We start from the raw sequence: 15,445 nt of genomic DNA, 5'->3' as shown, positions 1-15,445 counted from the left end.
AATCAACCAGCCTTGGCGACCAGAGGTTTACTCGCCGGGACTATCTTCGGTTCAGCGCGGTATAACACGGCGTAATACGACCCCAGGCAAATCAGCCAGCAGAACACCGCTGTCCAGACGTTGTGAGAGAAGAAGTGCGCACCTTGCAGCATTCGACCAATCGAGAAAATCGTGCCCAGGCTGAAGGCAAATACCAATGCGGCTCGTGCCAGGCGAGGACGGCGATCACGCAAGGCGAAGAACAGTGCGAACAGGGTAAAGCCGGTCGCAGCATGACCGCCGGGCCAGCAGCGCCCAGGTTTGTCGGTCGCAGGACGAGGGCTTAGCAACTCGCTGTAGGTTTCTTGGCCGCCGAACTCAGTCAGGCTCCATGGGCATTGCACCGAGGTGACGACTTTGACGGGTGTCACGAAGGCGGTGGACAGCGCCATGGACAGTACCAGGCAACCCAGTTCGCGGCGCCACGGTTTCAGGCGCTGCACAAAAAAAGCGCCGGCAAAGGCAGCCAGGGAAATAAGACTGAACGCAATCACTGCCTGTTTTGCGCGGTTGTGGAGGACGTCTTCAAGGAAATTGCTGTGTCGACCGATAAAGTCTCCCGCTACCGGGTCATAGAGGTGCCTGGCGATATCCATGTCCAGAGAGGTCAGTTCCAGCAAGATCAGAATGACCGCTGTAACGGCGGGGACACCCAGGCACACCCAAAGATTGAGTGGGCGAGAGTAGGGGCGGGCAAAAGGTGAAGGCATGAAATATCCTGAGCGCATAGAGAGAGGGTCCAGGCCGATCAGCCTGGAGCATGATGAATATACTGACGCTCGGCAGCCCCCCGGACAAACCAGTGGTGGACCGTAAAGGCCAATAGCGCGCCGGCGCCGATAGCGCTAACCGTATTGATGATTCCTGATCGCAAAGGCCAAAGTCTGGCAGCGCCACTGTAATGCGGTTGTGAACCCGCTGTGAAAAAAACGTTGAGCGAGATCGACCCAGCGACCCGGTCCTGACCGTTAGAACTGGTCGAGCGCGTCACTTGGCCTTAAGCTGCGCCAGCTTCAAGGCCTTAACAGCATACAGAGAGAGTACCCCATGCGAATTCTGCTGGTTGAAGACAACCGCGACATCCTGGCAAACCTGGCGGATTACCTGGGTTTGAAGGGCTATACGGTCGACTGCGCGCAGGATGGGCTTTCCGGTTTGCATCTGGCGGCCACCGAGCACTATGACCTGATCGTGCTCGATATCATGCTGCCCGGTATAGACGGCTATACCCTGTGCAAGCGGCTGCGCGAGGATGCCCGGCGCGATACCCCTGTAATTATGCTCACCGCACGCGATCAACTGGACGACCGGCTGCAAGGCTTCCGTTCCGGCGCTGACGATTACCTGCTCAAACCCTTCGCCTTGTCCGAACTCGCTGCACGAATCGAAGCGGTATTGCGCCGTGCTCAGGGGGGAGGCAGGCGCACCCTGCAGGTCGCTGACCTGATTTACGACCTCGATACCTTAGAGGTGACTCGGGAAGGGCGCCTGCTCAAACTCAACCCTGTCGGCCTCAAGCTCTTGGCGGTATTGATGCAGAAAAGCCCGCATGTGCTGCGTCGGGAGATTCTTGAAGAGGCCCTGTGGGGCGACGATTGTCCAGACAGCGACAGCCTGCGTAGCCATGTGCACCAGTTGCGTCAGGTGATCGACAAACCGTTTGCCAAGCCGTTGCTGCAGACGGTACATGGCGTTGGGTACCGCTTGGCCGAGGGCCGTGATGGAGTTTAAACAAAGCCTTGCCCAGCGGATCATCATCGCGTTCGCGTTGATGAGTGCGTTGGTTGCAGGATCGTTCGCCCTAGGCATCGTGGCAACCGTCCATGTGGTCGAAGAAAAGCTGATCTCCGCAGGTCTTGGGAGCGACCTCAACCGCTTGTTGTTGATGGACAGCATTAGCGACTGGAGCCATCGCCCGGAGCCAGGTGAGCTGTTCTATTTCAGCGACGGCCGTGGTGAGTTCGATTTGCCTAAAGATTTGCGGCATCTGGAGCCAGGGTTTCATGAAGTCTTTCGTGATGACCTTTCCTATCACGTCATGGTGGTCGTCGTCGACGGACGTCGATACGCGTTGTTGAAGGATCAAAGCGATTTTGAAGAGCGTGAACGGGTGCTGTTCGCGGTGGTGCTGGTCGGGTTCGTCCTTGCGCTGGGGCTGGCAGTGTTCCTCGGCTGGATATTGGCGCGAAAAGTAATGGCGCCGGTGGTAAGGCTGGCCAGACAGGTCAGGCATCGCGATCAACTGTTGGGGCTTGCGCCGCTCTTGGCGCCAGACTATGCCGCCGATGAAGTGGGTGAGCTGGCCGTGGCCTTTGATACCACGCTCGGGCGTTTGCGTCAGGCCCTGACGCGAGAGCGCTTGTTCACCAGTGATGTCAGTCATGAGCTGCGCACGCCGCTGATGGTACTTGCCAGCTCCTGTGAGTTGCTGCTTGAAAATCCGGCCCTCGATCAGCGCGCACGCGCTCAGGTGCAGCGTATTGCTCGTGCCTGTGAAGAGATGCGTGATCTGGTGCAAACCTTTCTCATGCTGGCGCGGACCCAGCGTGAGGATTCGGACATGGCGCCGAAGCTATCCCTCGCTGCGGCAGCTGATCAGTTGATAACGTTGTGGCGAGAACCCATTGAGGCCAAAGGTTTGACACTGTTGTTTGAGCCTGGTCAGTCTTCGGACACAGGCTACAACGCCACGTTCCTTCATGCGGTGATGGGCAACTTGCTGCGCAACGCATTGCATTACACCGACAGCGGGTTTATCCGGCTTACGCTAGAAGCAGAAGGCTTTGTGGTCGAGGACAGCGGTGTCGGGATTCCCGAGGAAAAACGTGAAGCCATGTTCCAGCCGTTCGTGCGCGGCAACGAGCAGCGAGGTGAAGGGTTGGGCTTGGGGCTTTCACTGGTCCAGCGGATCTGTGAAAACCAGGGCTGGAGCGTGAGTCTGAGCAACGTAGAGCCAAATGGCTGTCGTTTTAGAGTTGACTTGAAGGTGGCGCCACGCTGAGTTTTGGCGGAGGCGCGGCCCAATGCCTTGTAATACCATTTGCAAAATAAAGGAACCGTTTCGCTCGCAGAGGTGTCCCACGTTGGCTTTGCTGCGTGAGTTTCTGCGGGTAAGGCCGAGTTTATTTATTGCGCAAGAGGTAACAGGATGACGGTGGACTTTGTCGCAGAACCGAATGTTGCAGTTCAGGATCGTTTCGCGTACTTCTGGACCCGGCGAGGAGAGTGGGTCGACGAGCCCGATCTTCGTCGCCATTCGTCGTTCAGTGCAACAGCATGGCAGAAACTCGTCTACTTTTACGAGACGGCGTTTGGCAGTGCTATCAAAGGCTTGCATTAATGAAACTCGAAATAGCCCGAGGTTTTTTTTTGGTGGGGGCTTTAGGGATCGCATCCTTGGCGCTGGCCCTCTGGGAGCAACCTGGGCCCAAGATATTGAGTGCGCAACATGGCGAGGGTCGATGCCTCTTGCCACGTGTGGCCAAGGTTCAGGAGTCTATGAGGCCCGATCATGACCTATTACTGTTTATGTATGGCTTGACTCAAGGGATGAGACAAGAAAATTGAAAACTTTCGTCAATCAAAAGGCTCCGTTTTTACGGGGCCTTTTGGTTTCTACAGATCGAGGGCCAGATCAGCCCTCTTGTCAGGTGCCGCCAGCAGCGTGTACACGCACGGCAGCACGAACAGGGTGAACAGCGTGCCGATCGACATTCCCGTGGCAATCACGGTGCCGATGTCGAAGCGGCTGACGGCCCCGGCACCGGTAGCAAGAATCAGCGGCACCATGCCAAATACCATCGCAGCCGTGGTCATCAATACCGGACGCAGACGAATCGCAGCGGCTTCTTCGACCGCTTCGCGGGCGCTCAGGCCCTTGTCGCGGCGTAATTGGTTGGCGAACTCAACGATCAGGATGCCGTGCTTGCTGATCAGCCCTATCAGCGTCACCAGTCCCACCTGTGTATAGATGTTCATGCTCGATAGCCCCAGAAACAACGGAATCAGTGCCCCGCAGATCGATAGCGGGACCGTCACCAGAATGACCAATGGGTCTCGAAAGCTTTCGAACTGCGCCGCCAGCACCAAAAAAATAATCGCCAGTGCCAGAGCAAAGGTCATCCACAAGGCATTGCCTTCCTGCACGAACTGCCGCGCAGCGCCCGCATAGTCGTAGGCATAACCGTGTGGTGCTTCTTCTGTGGCGATCTGGCGAACGGTCTCGATAGCCTCGCCCATGCCGACAATCGGGAAACCCTGAATAATCGCCGAATTCAGTTGCTGAAACTGGTTCAACTGACGCGGTTTGGCCCGGTCATGGACCTTGATCAGCGTCGACAGTGCCAGGAGTTCGCCTTTGTTGTTCTTCACGTAGTAATTGTTCAGCCAGTCAGGATTGTCCCGATACGGCCGTTCGACTTGCGCGATGACCTTGTAGCTGCGGCCATCAAGGGTGAAACGGTTAATCTCCGCTTCGCCGAGCAATGTTGCCAGCGTGCCGCCCAGATCGAGCATGGACACACCCATCTGCGCCGCCTTGGCCCGATCGATATCGACCACTACCTCGGGCTTGTCGAAGGCCAGATCAATATCGAGAAACGCAAACTTGCCTGACTCGGCCGCGCGCGTCTTTATCCGGGTGGCCACTTGCAGCAGCGACTCATAGTCGTTCGGCGTATTGATCACGAACTGGAAAGGCAGGCCTTCGCCCGTACCCGGCAGCGACGGCAAGTTGAAACCGAACACTTGCAGGCCCGCGATCTTCGCGACTTTGGCCTGCAGCTCAGGCAGAAGCTGCATCTGCGTGCGGTTGCGCTCGTTCCACGGCTTGAGCAGGAAACCGCCGATACCGGTCTGCACCCCGTCAAAGCCATTGATCTGGAACGAGGAGTAATACTCGGGAAACGTCCTGAAGATCCCGATGAACTCATCGGTGTAGGCGTTCAGGTAGTCGAGATTAGTCGGTTGTGGCGACGTGGCCATCATGAAAATGATGCCCTGGTCTTCATCGGGCGCCAATTCCGATTTGGTGAACTTGAGCAGCGCCGGAATCAGGCATAACACGATCAAGGCAAACACCAGCACCACGGGCCGCGTATTCAGCGTGCCGTGCAGCATGCGTTGGTAGCGGGCCTTGAGGCGTCCGAAGGTCTGATCAAGTTTGTGCGACAGGCCACGAGGATTCTCGTTGTGACGTAAAAGCAGGGCGCACATCATCGGCGACAACGTTAGCGCTACCACTCCCGAAATAACCACCGCGCCTGCCAGCGTCAGGGCGAACTCCTTAAACAGGGCCCCGCTCAGGCCTTGAAGAAAACCGATGGGCGCATAGACGGCTGCCAGGGTCAGGGTCATCGACACCACCGGCCTCGCGATTTCCCTGGCGCCTTCAATGGCCGCGTTGAACGGCGTCTTTCTCTCCTCGATATGCCGATGGATGTTCTCCACCACCACAATCGCATCGTCCACCACCAGCCCGATCGCCAGCACCATCGCGAGCAAGGTCAGCAAGTTGATCGAGTAACCCATCAGTTGCATGAAGAACAACACGCCGATCATCGACAACGGAATGGTAATCACCGGGATCAGCACCGAACGCAGGGCGCCGAGGAACAGGAACACCACGACAATCACGATCAACACCGCTTCGATCAGGGTTTTCATCACCTCATGAATCGATGCCTGAATAAACAGGGTAGCGTCATAGGCAATGGAAATTTTCAGGGTGGGCGGCAACTGGTTTTCCAGCTCCGGCAAGATCTTGCGCACTTCCTTGATCACGTCCAGCGGGTTGGAACTGGGCGTACCCCTGATAGCGATATAGACCGACGGCGTGCCATCGAAAGAACTGATCGCGTTATAGTTTTCCGCCCCCATTTCCACTCGGGCGACATCGCTGAGCAGCACGCGGCGGTCGCCCGAGATTTTCAGCGGGATGGCGGCAAAGGCTTCGGCAGACTTCAATTCGGTGGCAGCATTGATGCTGGTGACCACGTATTCGCCTTTTACTTCGCCGGCAGCGGACAGGTAGTTGTAGCGGCGCACGGCCGCAGTGACATCACTGGCGGTCAGGCCGTAACCGGCGAGGCGCACTGGGTCGAGCCACAGGCGCATGGCAAAGACTTGATTGCCGATAATCTCTGCTTCGGCCATGCCCGGCAGGGTCGCAAGCTTGGGCTGAATCACCCGTGACAGATAGTCGGTGATCTGCGGGTTACTCAATTCGCTGCTATAGAAGCTGATGTACATCAGGGCGGTTGAATCGGCGGCCTGCTTGTTCAATACAGGGTCTTCAGCGTCTTGCGGCAGCTTGTTCTTGACCTCGTTGGCCTTGGCCAGCAGCTCGGTGAAGAGCCGGTCGCTGTCCGCACCGATGCGTGCATAAATCGACACCACCGAAAAGTTCTGACGACTGACCGAGGTCATGTAATCAATGCCTTCGGCGCTGGCCAGACTCTGTTGCAACGGCTGGGTGATATAGCCCTGGATAGTCTCGGCGTTGGCCCCGGGGTAAGCCGTTGTCACAGTGATCAGGGCGTTTTCCATCTGCGGGTATTGGCGAATGGTCAGCTTGCCGAATGCCTGGAAGCCCAAGAGTACAATCAGCAGGCTGATGACGGTGGCCAGCACCGGACGACGGATGAACGGATCTGTAAACGCCATGAAGAATTCCTTGATCAGTCAGCGCGTGGCGGGCTGTTCTGTTCGGCTTGCAGTGTCTTGTCGGCACTGATGGCGACATGGGCTCCAGTGTCCAGTTTGAGCTGGCCAGCGCTGACCACCCGTTCACCGGCGCTCAGCCCTTTGCTGACAACCACTCGACCATTGCGGTGCTCGCCCGTCTCGACGAAGCGCCGCTCCACGGTCCATTGCGGCTCGCCTTTGGCGTCTTTTTCGGGCTCGCCCCCGGCGGTTTTTTCGCCACCACGAGATACACCGAATTGCCGTAGAGGGTATAGCTGATCGCGCTTTCCGGGACCACCACGCGGGTGCTGGCGCCGGGTAGCAATACCTGCAGACTGGCGAACATCCCCGGCAGCAGCTCGCCGCCAGGGTTAGGCAGCGTGGCGCGGACCAGTATGTTGCGCGTGGCGTCATCGACTTTCGGGTTGATTGCGCTGATTTTCGCCTCAAAGGTTTGTGCCGGATAGGCCGCTACGGTGACCAGCGCTACCTGGCCAACCGCCAGTTTCGGCACCGCTTGCTCAGGTACATAGAAGTCGACGTACAAACTGCTCAAATTCTGCAACGTGGCGATCATCGTGCCGCTCGCGAGGTAATCACCGACATCCACCTGACGAATGCCGATGGTGCCGCTGAAGGGGGCGAGGATGCTTTTTTTCGCCAACGCGGCATTTAATTGGGCGACCGAGGCGTAGGCTTTTTTCAACTGTGCGGCGAGCCGGTCGAAATCGCCTTTGGAGATGGCCTGGCTACCGACCAATTGGCTGCCACGTCCGTGCTCAATCTTCGCCAGGCCCAATTCAGCTTCAGCGGTGCCCAACAGCGCCCTTTCAACATCGCTGTCCAACTGCAGGAGCAGCTGACCAGCAGTGACCTTCTGCCCGGACTCGAACTGCAAGGCCTTGACCGTCCCTGCAATCTCCAGGCTCAGATCGACCCCTTGCAAGGCCTTGAGGGTGCCAATCGCCGGGAGCTGACTCTGCCACGGTTGTTCGTTGGCGGTAACGACGGCAACATTGATGGGCGGTTTGGGGGTGGCGAATACCTGGATCTGCCGATAGACGGAAAAGGCTTTATAGCCCGCTAGGCTCAGCGCCACGAGCAGCACAACCCCCAACATGATCAGCATCCGGCGACGCAGCATATTCCACTTCCTTGGAAAAACCGTTGAATCGGGCGAGCACATGAATCCCGCCGCCCCGGCGTTGTCTCGGGGCGATACTGCAGGAACTACGGGCGTGCTGGTTCAGGATAAGCCAGCTTTGCTGGCCCTGCATCAAACCAGATGCAGATGGTTATCCCAGAGCCCCGCCGGCAATTCAAGAGGCTTTGCCAGCAGCTCTGTTTGCCGACAATCGTAGAATCGACAGCGTCCCTGGCCTGAGGTGACGACGAAACCATCCGTCACTGCGCCGACGCCTGCGCAGTCGGCCAGTGACGCATCGAGACGCACTTCGCCGCTGTCCAGATCCCAGATAAAAAAGCGGTTGCCGCGCGGTGCGGTGAGGGCCACCAGACGCAGTTCGCTGTGCACTGCAACGCTGGCGGTGTAGTGATTCATCGCCTGCGATTGGCTGTCGGCCACCGGGAACGCCACGAAGGGCTGGCCGGGGCGTTTGATCGCCAGCAGTTCAGACGACTCGTGTGCTTCGCCCATGAACTGCTGCCCCGCGACAATCGTGCCGTCGCTGGCGATGGCCAGATGGCGGATGCTGTTCATCGACTGGCTGAGGGCTTCTTTGCTCAACAAGGTGCCATCGCGCTGCATCAGCACCAAGCTGGGCTGCATGGCATTGAGGTTCATTTCGACCCGGCTTTCGGCTTCGGTGCGAATCCCGCCGTTGGCGACCACCAGGGTTTCGCCATCGGGCATCCACGACACCTGATGAGGGCCGACGCCGTGGGTAGGGATTTCGCCACTGTGTACCAGGCGTTCGTTGACGAACTGATAGACGCTCAGCACCCCGCGTCCTGGGTCGGTGGTGTCGTTTTCAGTGGCGTACAGCCATTCGCCACTTTTGTGAATGACGGCGTGGCCGTAGAAGTGCCGGTTGGGCCGGGACGTGAGGGTCTGGAGCAAACGACCGTCCCGCAAGTCGAGCAGGTAGCTTTGCGTCCCGGGCCTGCGCGCGACGAACAGCGCCAAGGGCAGGTCAGGGTGATTGATGATGTCATGGCAACGTTGGCCGACCTGAGTGGCGAAGACTTGGCTGCCGTCCAGACGATACCCCACGGCATAGTGCTTGCCGTTGCCATCGTCCCGAGCGGAAAGCAGCAGAGGGTTCGCCCCTTTTTGCCGAAACCCCTTTTGCTGAAAGAGTGTCCAGCCGCCCAGCGTACAAGCGCCGAGCAGCAGACTTCCAAGGGCCAGGGCCTGACGTCGCAACATATCAGTCACCATCATTAGCGTTGAAGCCAAGCTGGATATCCAGCGCCTTGGCGAGTTCGCCTTCATGCAAACGATGGAGGGCGTTGAGGCTGTCGTAGAAGGCATTGAGCTGCTGACGACCAGCGTCGGTGGCGAGCAGGTCGGTCAACGGAGGTTTCAACGCTGAAAGCAGCTGGCGGCTGGCGGCATAAGCGGCATCGATTTTGTCGGCCAGTGGTTTTTGTTCGGCGGGCAGCAGGCCACGCAGGCCGTGGTTGTCGACGCCAGACCACACCGTCTCGGCGCTGATCAAGCTGGCTTCCAGGCTACTGAGCGATGCCTTGCTGCGCCAGGCGTCGGCCTGGAACGGCTGTGGTATGCCCTTGGTCTGACGACCCAATGGCGTGCCAAGTTTTTTCTTCAGGCTGTCCAGTGCGGTGACCTGCACCCGAAGCAATTCAGCGATGGCTTCATGGGCGTCGGCATAACGCGGATTAGGGAACTTGCTCAATTGTGCGAGCATGCCATCAGTGCTGTTCCAGCCGGTCAGGATCTCCTCGGCCAGCGCTTTCTGGCGCTCACCGATAGCGATCAGCAGGGGGCAATAACGGGTTTTTTGCTCGGTGTTGGCCATGTCGACATTGGCGTCGAACAGGATGTATTCATACGCCGAAAGGCCCTGCACCACGACGCTGGACTTGCTCAGTGCGTCGGCATTGATCTGCGGTTGTGCGCTGACCAATTGCTCTACCTGGCGCCCCACTAGGTTCTTTTTGTCTGGCCAGAACTGGACTTGCCAGGCGCGATTGCCTTCGGCCAATGGACCAATCAGCAATGGCTGTAATTCAGCCCAGGCTTTTTGCGCGTGCAGGAAGTCGGCGCGGGCGGTGTCCAAGTCTGACGTGCCCTGACAGAACGCCAACGCGCTGATCGACAGTTGGCGGTCGGCATCGACCCAGCGACTGTAGGTCGGCAGTATCACCTGTTTGGCGATGGCGGCAGACGTCACGGCCTGTGGGTCTTGTGGCGAGCAGGCGGCGATGGCAAAGGCGGCCAGGCTGGTGAATAACAGTTTGGGGCGGAACATGTCCGGCTCCTCTTCTCATCAATAGGGATTACATCGTTAAAGCGAGTTCAAAAACGCTAATAATGCAGTGCGCTGTTCGGCGCTAAACGCCAATACTTGTTGCTGCGCGGCGTGCGCTTCGCCACCGTGCCAGAGCACGGCTTCAAGCAGGTTCCGAGCGCGACCGTCGTGTAAAAACTGTGTGTGCCCGCTGACTGTTTCGGTCAGGCCAATGCCCCACAACGGCGGAGTACGCCAGTCGCGGCCAGTGGCTTGAAACTCGCTGCGATGGTCGGCCAGTCCTTCGCCCATGTCGTGCAGCAACAAATCGCTGTAAGGGCGGATCACTTGATTGGCCTGCTCGGGTTCGGCGGCGTTGGCACCCGTGGTGAACTGTGGCGTATGACACTGCTGACAGCCTGTTTGATAAAACAGAGTCTTGCCGGCCAGCACCTGTCGGTTGTCGACATCCCGTCGCGCGGGCACTCCCAGGTTGCGGCTGTAAAACAGCACCAGACGCAGGATGTTATCACTGACCTCCGGTTCGCCTTCAGGGCCTTTACCGGTTGGCGCGTTGAGGCAGTCGATTTGGGTCGAGGTGCAGTCATCGGCGGTTTTGAGGCCGGTGGTCAGGCCCATATCGCCCGAGAAGGCGTGCGCAGTTTGCTGGTTGAGATTCGGCTGCCCGGCTTTCCAGCCAAATCGCCCCAGCACGATTTTCTGTTGTGCGTCGTCCCAGACCCGGTTGGGGCGCCCGGTAATGCCATTGTTCCGTTGGTGTTGAGTGTCGGCGTTGGCCAGAATTGCCGCATCCGGGATCGCCTCCAACAGACCTAACCCAATCATCGGTGGTGCGACCCGCGCGGAGAAAAGGGTGCCGGGGTGCATCGGTCCATAGCCGAGTTGGGTAATCTGCAGTTTGGGCTGACGTAATTCGATCCGTGTGCCGTCCTTGAAGGTCACCGGCAACAGCTCATAGTCGACGCGAACCTTACCTTCCGGTGCGACGCCGGGGATCGCCATGTCCTGCAGTTGCCCGCCATACACCGGTTCGGGCAGCACGCCCGATTGCTCAATGAGTGTGGCGTAGGCGGGATCATTGGGGATCGACAGGCGCACCAGCATCGACACCGCATTGCTGTCGCCTGGTGCAGGTGGATGGCCGCGGCCGTCCTTGATGTGGCAGTTCTGGCAGGCGTTGGTATTGAACAGCGGGCCCAGGCCGTCACGTGCGGTGGTGGTCGACGGCGCGATCACCCACGGGCTGCGAAAAAAGCTATTGCCGACGCTGAAATCCAGACGCCGTACAGGCGAAAGATTGGCTGAGGGCAGCGAAAAAGCATTCCGGTCTGTCTTGCTCACCGTCGCGCTTCCCCCCGACAACGCTTCACCCGGCTCGGCTTTAGTGAAACGCGGCGCGTGATCGCACGCACTCATGGTCATGACCAGGAGCAGGGGAAGGGATAGGCGGGATAGCAAGGGAATCACTGGAGCATCCTGATAGTGCGGTTTTGGCCTGACATACCGCTTTCGTGAATGAGTTCACTCCCACAGGGAATCGCATGTTTTCTGTGGGAGTGAATTTATTCACGAAGAGGCCATCACACTTACCTATGTAATGGGTATGAACCTTGAATCAGAGCTCGTGATCAGCGTTGTCCGGGTTCAGGTCGGTGATGCCGAGCTTGGTCGCAGCTTGTTCGATGGCGCCGGTCTGGGTGACCAGTGATGCGATGGCATCGCGCACGATCTGGTTGCCCTGGGTGTTGCCGGCAGCGATCAGTTGATCGAAGTGCTCGCCCTTGTTGGCATGGTCGACGATCACTTGCAGCTTGGCCTGCGTGGCGTTCAAGTCGGCCTTGAGCGTGGCGTCGGCGGTGGCGTCGGCGGTGGCGTCCGCTTTGGCGACCAGCGAGGACAGGCTTGGGCCGCTGATTTTGTTGCCGTCCACACGGGTGTATTCACCCAGATAGACGTTGCGGATGCCCAGACCATTGTAGAAGTGAGAGTTGTGCGTGTTGTCGCTGAAGCAGTCGTGTTCGTCTTCGCTGGAGTTGGCTTCCAGCGCGACTTTCATGCGTTCGCCGGCCAGTTCGCCGAGGGACAGGCTGCCCATGCCGAAGAGCATTTTGCGCAGACCGCTTTCGCCGGACTCGGCTTCCAGCGAGGCGCGGTAGTTGCCTGCAACACCTGGTTTCCAGTTGTCGACCATTTTTTCCAGATCGCTGACCAGCAGGTCGGTCACTGCTTTGAGGTAGGCGCGACGACGATCATTGTGGCCGCCAGTGCCCGCTGCGCCTTCGACGTAATCAGTGGCCGGGCGCTCGCCGGCACCTGGACCGTTGCCGTGCAGGTCCTGGCCCCAGAGCAGGAACTCGATGGCGTGGTAGCCGGTGGCGACGTTGGCTTCGGAACCTCCCAACTCGTTGAGGCTGGCCAGTTTTTCGCCGGTGATTTGCTTGACGTCGACTTTGTCTTCGCCAACCTGGATTTCGGTGTTGGCGATGATGTTGGCGGTCGCGCCCGGGTTGCCCAGCGCGTGCTGGTAATCGCCAGCTACGTAGTCGATCAGGCCTTCGTCCAGGGGCCAGGCGTTAACCTGACCTTCCCAGTCATCGATAAGGGTATTGCCGAAGCGGAAGACTTCACTCTGCATGTAAGGCACGCGAGCGGCGACCCAGGCAGCACGGGCTTTCTTGAGGGATGCGTCGTTGGGGGTGGCGAGGAAGTCGTTCACCGCCGTGCGCAACGTTTTCGCAGTGGATTCGGCATCGCTGAACACGGCGAAGACCATGTTGGTGTAGTTGACGACCACTGCCTTGGCCGCGACGTCGTCAAGCTGGCCTGCGGCAACAGGTGTTGTGGTAGCAGCAACCGGGGCTTGCGGCGCGGCGGCTTTGTCCTTGCCTTCGCCGCAGCCAGCGAGCGAGATAGCGAAGGCCAACAGACTAGCGGTTGCGAGAGGCATACGAATCATGACGAAATCCTGCGTCGAGAAGTGAATAACACGCGTTAGCAATTGGAAAAGCGGCGCCATAATGCGAAAGATATGCATTCTATGTAAAGGGGCCGCGCAGAAAAACTTGGTTACTCAGCATTTCGGCGTGTAACTGCGGGGGGAAGGAGTGGTAGAGCGGGGCCGTTCCGGGTTACAGGATTTCCGCGTTGGAGCGCTGGGCTTGCTTCAAGTAAGCCAGCAGTTCACGGGCGGGCAGGGGCTTGCTGTAGAGGTAGCCCTGGCCTTCGTGACAGCCTTCAGAAATGATGTAAGCCTCTTGTTCGGCTGTTTCTACGCCTTCGGCAATCACCTGCATGCCGAGACTTTTACCCAGCTGGATGATAGCGCGCACGATAGTGGCGTCATCGTCGTCATCAATCAGGTCCTGGACGAAGCTCTTGTCGATCTTGATTTTGTCCAGCGGCAAGCTCTTGAGGTAACTCAAGGAAGAATAGCCGGTGCCGAAGTCATCAATAGCGATCAACGCGCCGGAGCGGCGCAGGCTAAGCAGATGCTGGGCTGCGGTGCTGATGTCTTCCATCAGGCCGGTTTCGGTGACCTCCAGTTCCAGGCTGCGCGGCGGCAGGCGGTAAATCTGCAGCAGGTTGTTTACCACGCGCGGCAATTCGGCGTGGTGCAGTTGCACGGTGGACAGGTTGACTGCCATGCGCAGGTCACTGAACCCCTGGTCGTGCCATTCGCGTAACTGCCGACATGCCTGATCGAGTACCCACTCGCCAATCGCGATGATCGTGCCGTTCTGCTCGGCCAGCGGAATGAACAGGTCAGGCGGTACCAGGCCGTGCTCGGGGTGCTGCCAGCGTATCAAGGCTTCAACCCCGACGACGCGGTGATCGCGGTAGCTGATCTGCGGCTGGTAGACCAGATACAGCTGATCGCGTGGCAAGGCTTCGCGCAGGTCTTTTTCAAGCTCACGGCGTCGACGCATTTCGCTGTCGACGCTAGCGATATAGAACTGATACCGATTGCGCGACCTGGACTTGGCCAGGGTCATGGTCTGTTCGGCTTTTTGCAGCAGCTTCTCGGTGCTGTCGCCATCTTCTGGGAACAAGGTGATGCCGATGGTCGCGCGCAGACGGATTTCCTGCTGGTCCAGCGCAAAGGGGGCTTCCAGATCGTCGAGGATATTCTGCGCCAGCTCGGCGGCCTCGTAGGGCTGTTCGATATCGGCTTGTACCAACGCAAACTGATCGCCGCCCAAACGGGCGAGGGCACCCAGTCGGCCGCTATGGCCACGCAGGCGGTCAGCCAGCGCCAGCAACAGTTGGTCGCCAGCCTGGTAACTGAACTGTTCGTTGATGCCTTTAAAGTCATCAAGCCCGACACACAGCACCGCAACCCGACGTTGCAGGCGGCCGGCATCGACCAGAATTTTGTCCAGTTGTTGTTGAAATTGTTGGCGGTTGGGCAGTCCAGTGAGGAAGTCGTACTGGGACATGCGCAGCAGGCTGTTCTCGGCTTCGTGGCGCAGATGCGTGTTGCGTTCAATCGAGGCCAGCAATTGGTTGGCGGTGGTGACCCAAATGCCTAATTCATTTTTTTCATGACCCTTGAGCAGCGGCAGTTGATACTGGCTGGGGCGGTCGGGGTTGATATGGGCCAGGTGTTCAATGATTTTCGACAGCGGTTTGGTCAGCAGCCAGTGATAGACCAGGTACAGCACCAGGCCCATGGCCAAGGCTCGCAGCACGCCGGAAATGAAGATGATCACTGAACTGACGATAAAACTTTCGCCATAGGTGGCGGTATCGAGGGTGATGCGCAGGTCGCCGTAATACTCACTGTACGGGCCATGACCGACCAGCTGAGTAGTGAAGCTGCGCTCCTGTCCGAGGATCAGGTCGGTCAGCCAGCGGGTGGACGTCTGTTTCAGTTCCCGGGATTTCTCCGCGAGCATGGTTTCGTTCGGATGCCCAATGGACGCCATGCGCACCGCATTGTCCTGAAACAGTCCCTCGATGACCTGCATGCCCATCTCCCGGTCCAGGCTGTACACCGCCTGGGTCGAGGGGTCTCGGAACATATCGAGGATGCGTCCGGCATCACTGGCGACGGCTTGTCGGGTCTTGTAGGCGTCGAAGACGATCTGCGCACAACTCAAGACCACCCCTACGATCAACGTCGAGAGCAGCACCACGCGCAGCAGCTTTACCGACAAGCTGTTTCTGAGTTCCAGCTTCAAATGGTTATTCCTTAATCCGTGCTGGGAGCGTGTGACCGTGTGCGAGTATTGGTAAACACAAGCGGCTCGTCAAAGGGGCAATCACAT

10 protein-coding genes and 2 pseudogenes are annotated in these 15,445 nt (G+C 58.5%); 4 read left to right on the top strand and 8 right to left on the bottom strand.

Annotation, left to right across the window (positions count from 1 at the left end):
* Nucleotides 1-2: 2 nt before the first annotated feature.
* Nucleotides 3-749: a phosphatase PAP2 family protein gene (locus tag RHM55_RS10430; RefSeq protein WP_322181761.1), complete on the bottom strand. Its 747-nt coding sequence runs from the start codon at nucleotides 747-749 to the stop codon at nucleotides 3-5.
* Between the two features lie 337 nt (nucleotides 750-1,086).
* Between RHM55_RS10430 and colR the strand changes: the two genes are divergently transcribed.
* The 4 genes and pseudogenes from colR (at nucleotide 1,087) to RHM55_RS10410 (ending at nucleotide 3,606) form a co-directional block, all read left to right on the top strand.
* Nucleotides 1,087-1,770: a two-component system response regulator ColR gene (gene colR / locus RHM55_RS10425; protein ID WP_259098423.1), complete on the top strand. Its 684-nt coding sequence runs from the start codon at nucleotides 1,087-1,089 to the stop codon at nucleotides 1,768-1,770.
* Nucleotides 1,760-3,040: a HAMP domain-containing sensor histidine kinase gene (locus RHM55_RS10420; protein WP_322181759.1), complete on the top strand. Its 1,281-nt coding sequence runs from the start codon at nucleotides 1,760-1,762 to the stop codon at nucleotides 3,038-3,040. The genes colR and RHM55_RS10420 overlap by 11 nt, the downstream gene beginning before the upstream one ends.
* A gap of 231 nt (nucleotides 3,041-3,271) precedes the next feature.
* Nucleotides 3,272-3,379, top strand: a pseudogene (locus RHM55_RS10415) (InaA protein); the annotation flags it as partial.
* On the top strand, nucleotides 3,379-3,606 hold the full coding sequence (locus tag RHM55_RS10410) for a hypothetical protein (RefSeq protein ID WP_322181757.1): 228 nt from the start codon (nucleotides 3,379-3,381) through the stop codon (nucleotides 3,604-3,606). The pseudogene RHM55_RS10415 and the gene RHM55_RS10410, both read left to right, overlap by 1 nt.
* Nucleotides 3,607-3,654: 48 nt before the next feature.
* Here RHM55_RS10410 and RHM55_RS10405 read toward each other — a convergent pair whose 3' ends face one another.
* From RHM55_RS10405 to RHM55_RS10375, 7 genes and pseudogenes are all read right to left on the bottom strand, one after another.
* Nucleotides 3,655-6,702, bottom strand: a complete 3,048-nt coding sequence (locus RHM55_RS10405; RefSeq protein ID WP_322181755.1) for a multidrug efflux RND transporter permease subunit — start codon at nucleotides 6,700-6,702, stop codon at nucleotides 3,655-3,657.
* Between the two features lie 14 nt (nucleotides 6,703-6,716).
* A pseudogene (locus RHM55_RS10400) lies at nucleotides 6,717-7,867 on the bottom strand (efflux RND transporter periplasmic adaptor subunit).
* 132 nt (nucleotides 7,868-7,999) lie between these two features.
* Nucleotides 8,000-9,112, bottom strand: coding sequence for a DUF1513 domain-containing protein (locus tag RHM55_RS10395; RefSeq protein WP_322181753.1), 1,113 nt, complete (start codon nucleotides 9,110-9,112; stop codon nucleotides 8,000-8,002).
* Nucleotide 9,113: 1 nt separating this feature from the next.
* Nucleotides 9,114-10,178, bottom strand: coding sequence for an imelysin family protein (locus RHM55_RS10390; RefSeq protein ID WP_322181751.1), 1,065 nt, complete (start codon nucleotides 10,176-10,178; stop codon nucleotides 9,114-9,116).
* Nucleotides 10,179-10,214: 36 nt separating this feature from the next.
* A complete protein-coding gene (locus tag RHM55_RS10385; RefSeq protein ID WP_322182848.1) occupies nucleotides 10,215-11,600 on the bottom strand; it encodes a di-heme oxidoredictase family protein in 1,386 nt (461 codons plus the stop codon).
* A gap of 193 nt (nucleotides 11,601-11,793) precedes the next feature.
* Complete coding sequence (locus tag RHM55_RS10380; RefSeq protein WP_322181749.1) at nucleotides 11,794-13,134, bottom strand: imelysin family protein; 1,341 nt, start codon at nucleotides 13,132-13,134, stop codon at nucleotides 11,794-11,796.
* Between the two features lie 172 nt (nucleotides 13,135-13,306).
* Nucleotides 13,307-15,358, bottom strand: coding sequence for a putative bifunctional diguanylate cyclase/phosphodiesterase (locus tag RHM55_RS10375; protein ID WP_322181747.1), 2,052 nt, complete (start codon nucleotides 15,356-15,358; stop codon nucleotides 13,307-13,309).
* Between the last annotated feature and the right edge of the window lie 87 nt (nucleotides 15,359-15,445).

Origin of the sequence: Pseudomonas sp. MH9.2 (assembly GCF_034353875.1) — a bacterium.
Classification (GTDB): domain Bacteria; phylum Pseudomonadota; class Gammaproteobacteria; order Pseudomonadales; family Pseudomonadaceae; genus Aquipseudomonas.
The sequence above is the reverse complement of the archived record's forward strand: the minus strand, read 5'-3'. Positions and strand labels throughout refer to the sequence as shown.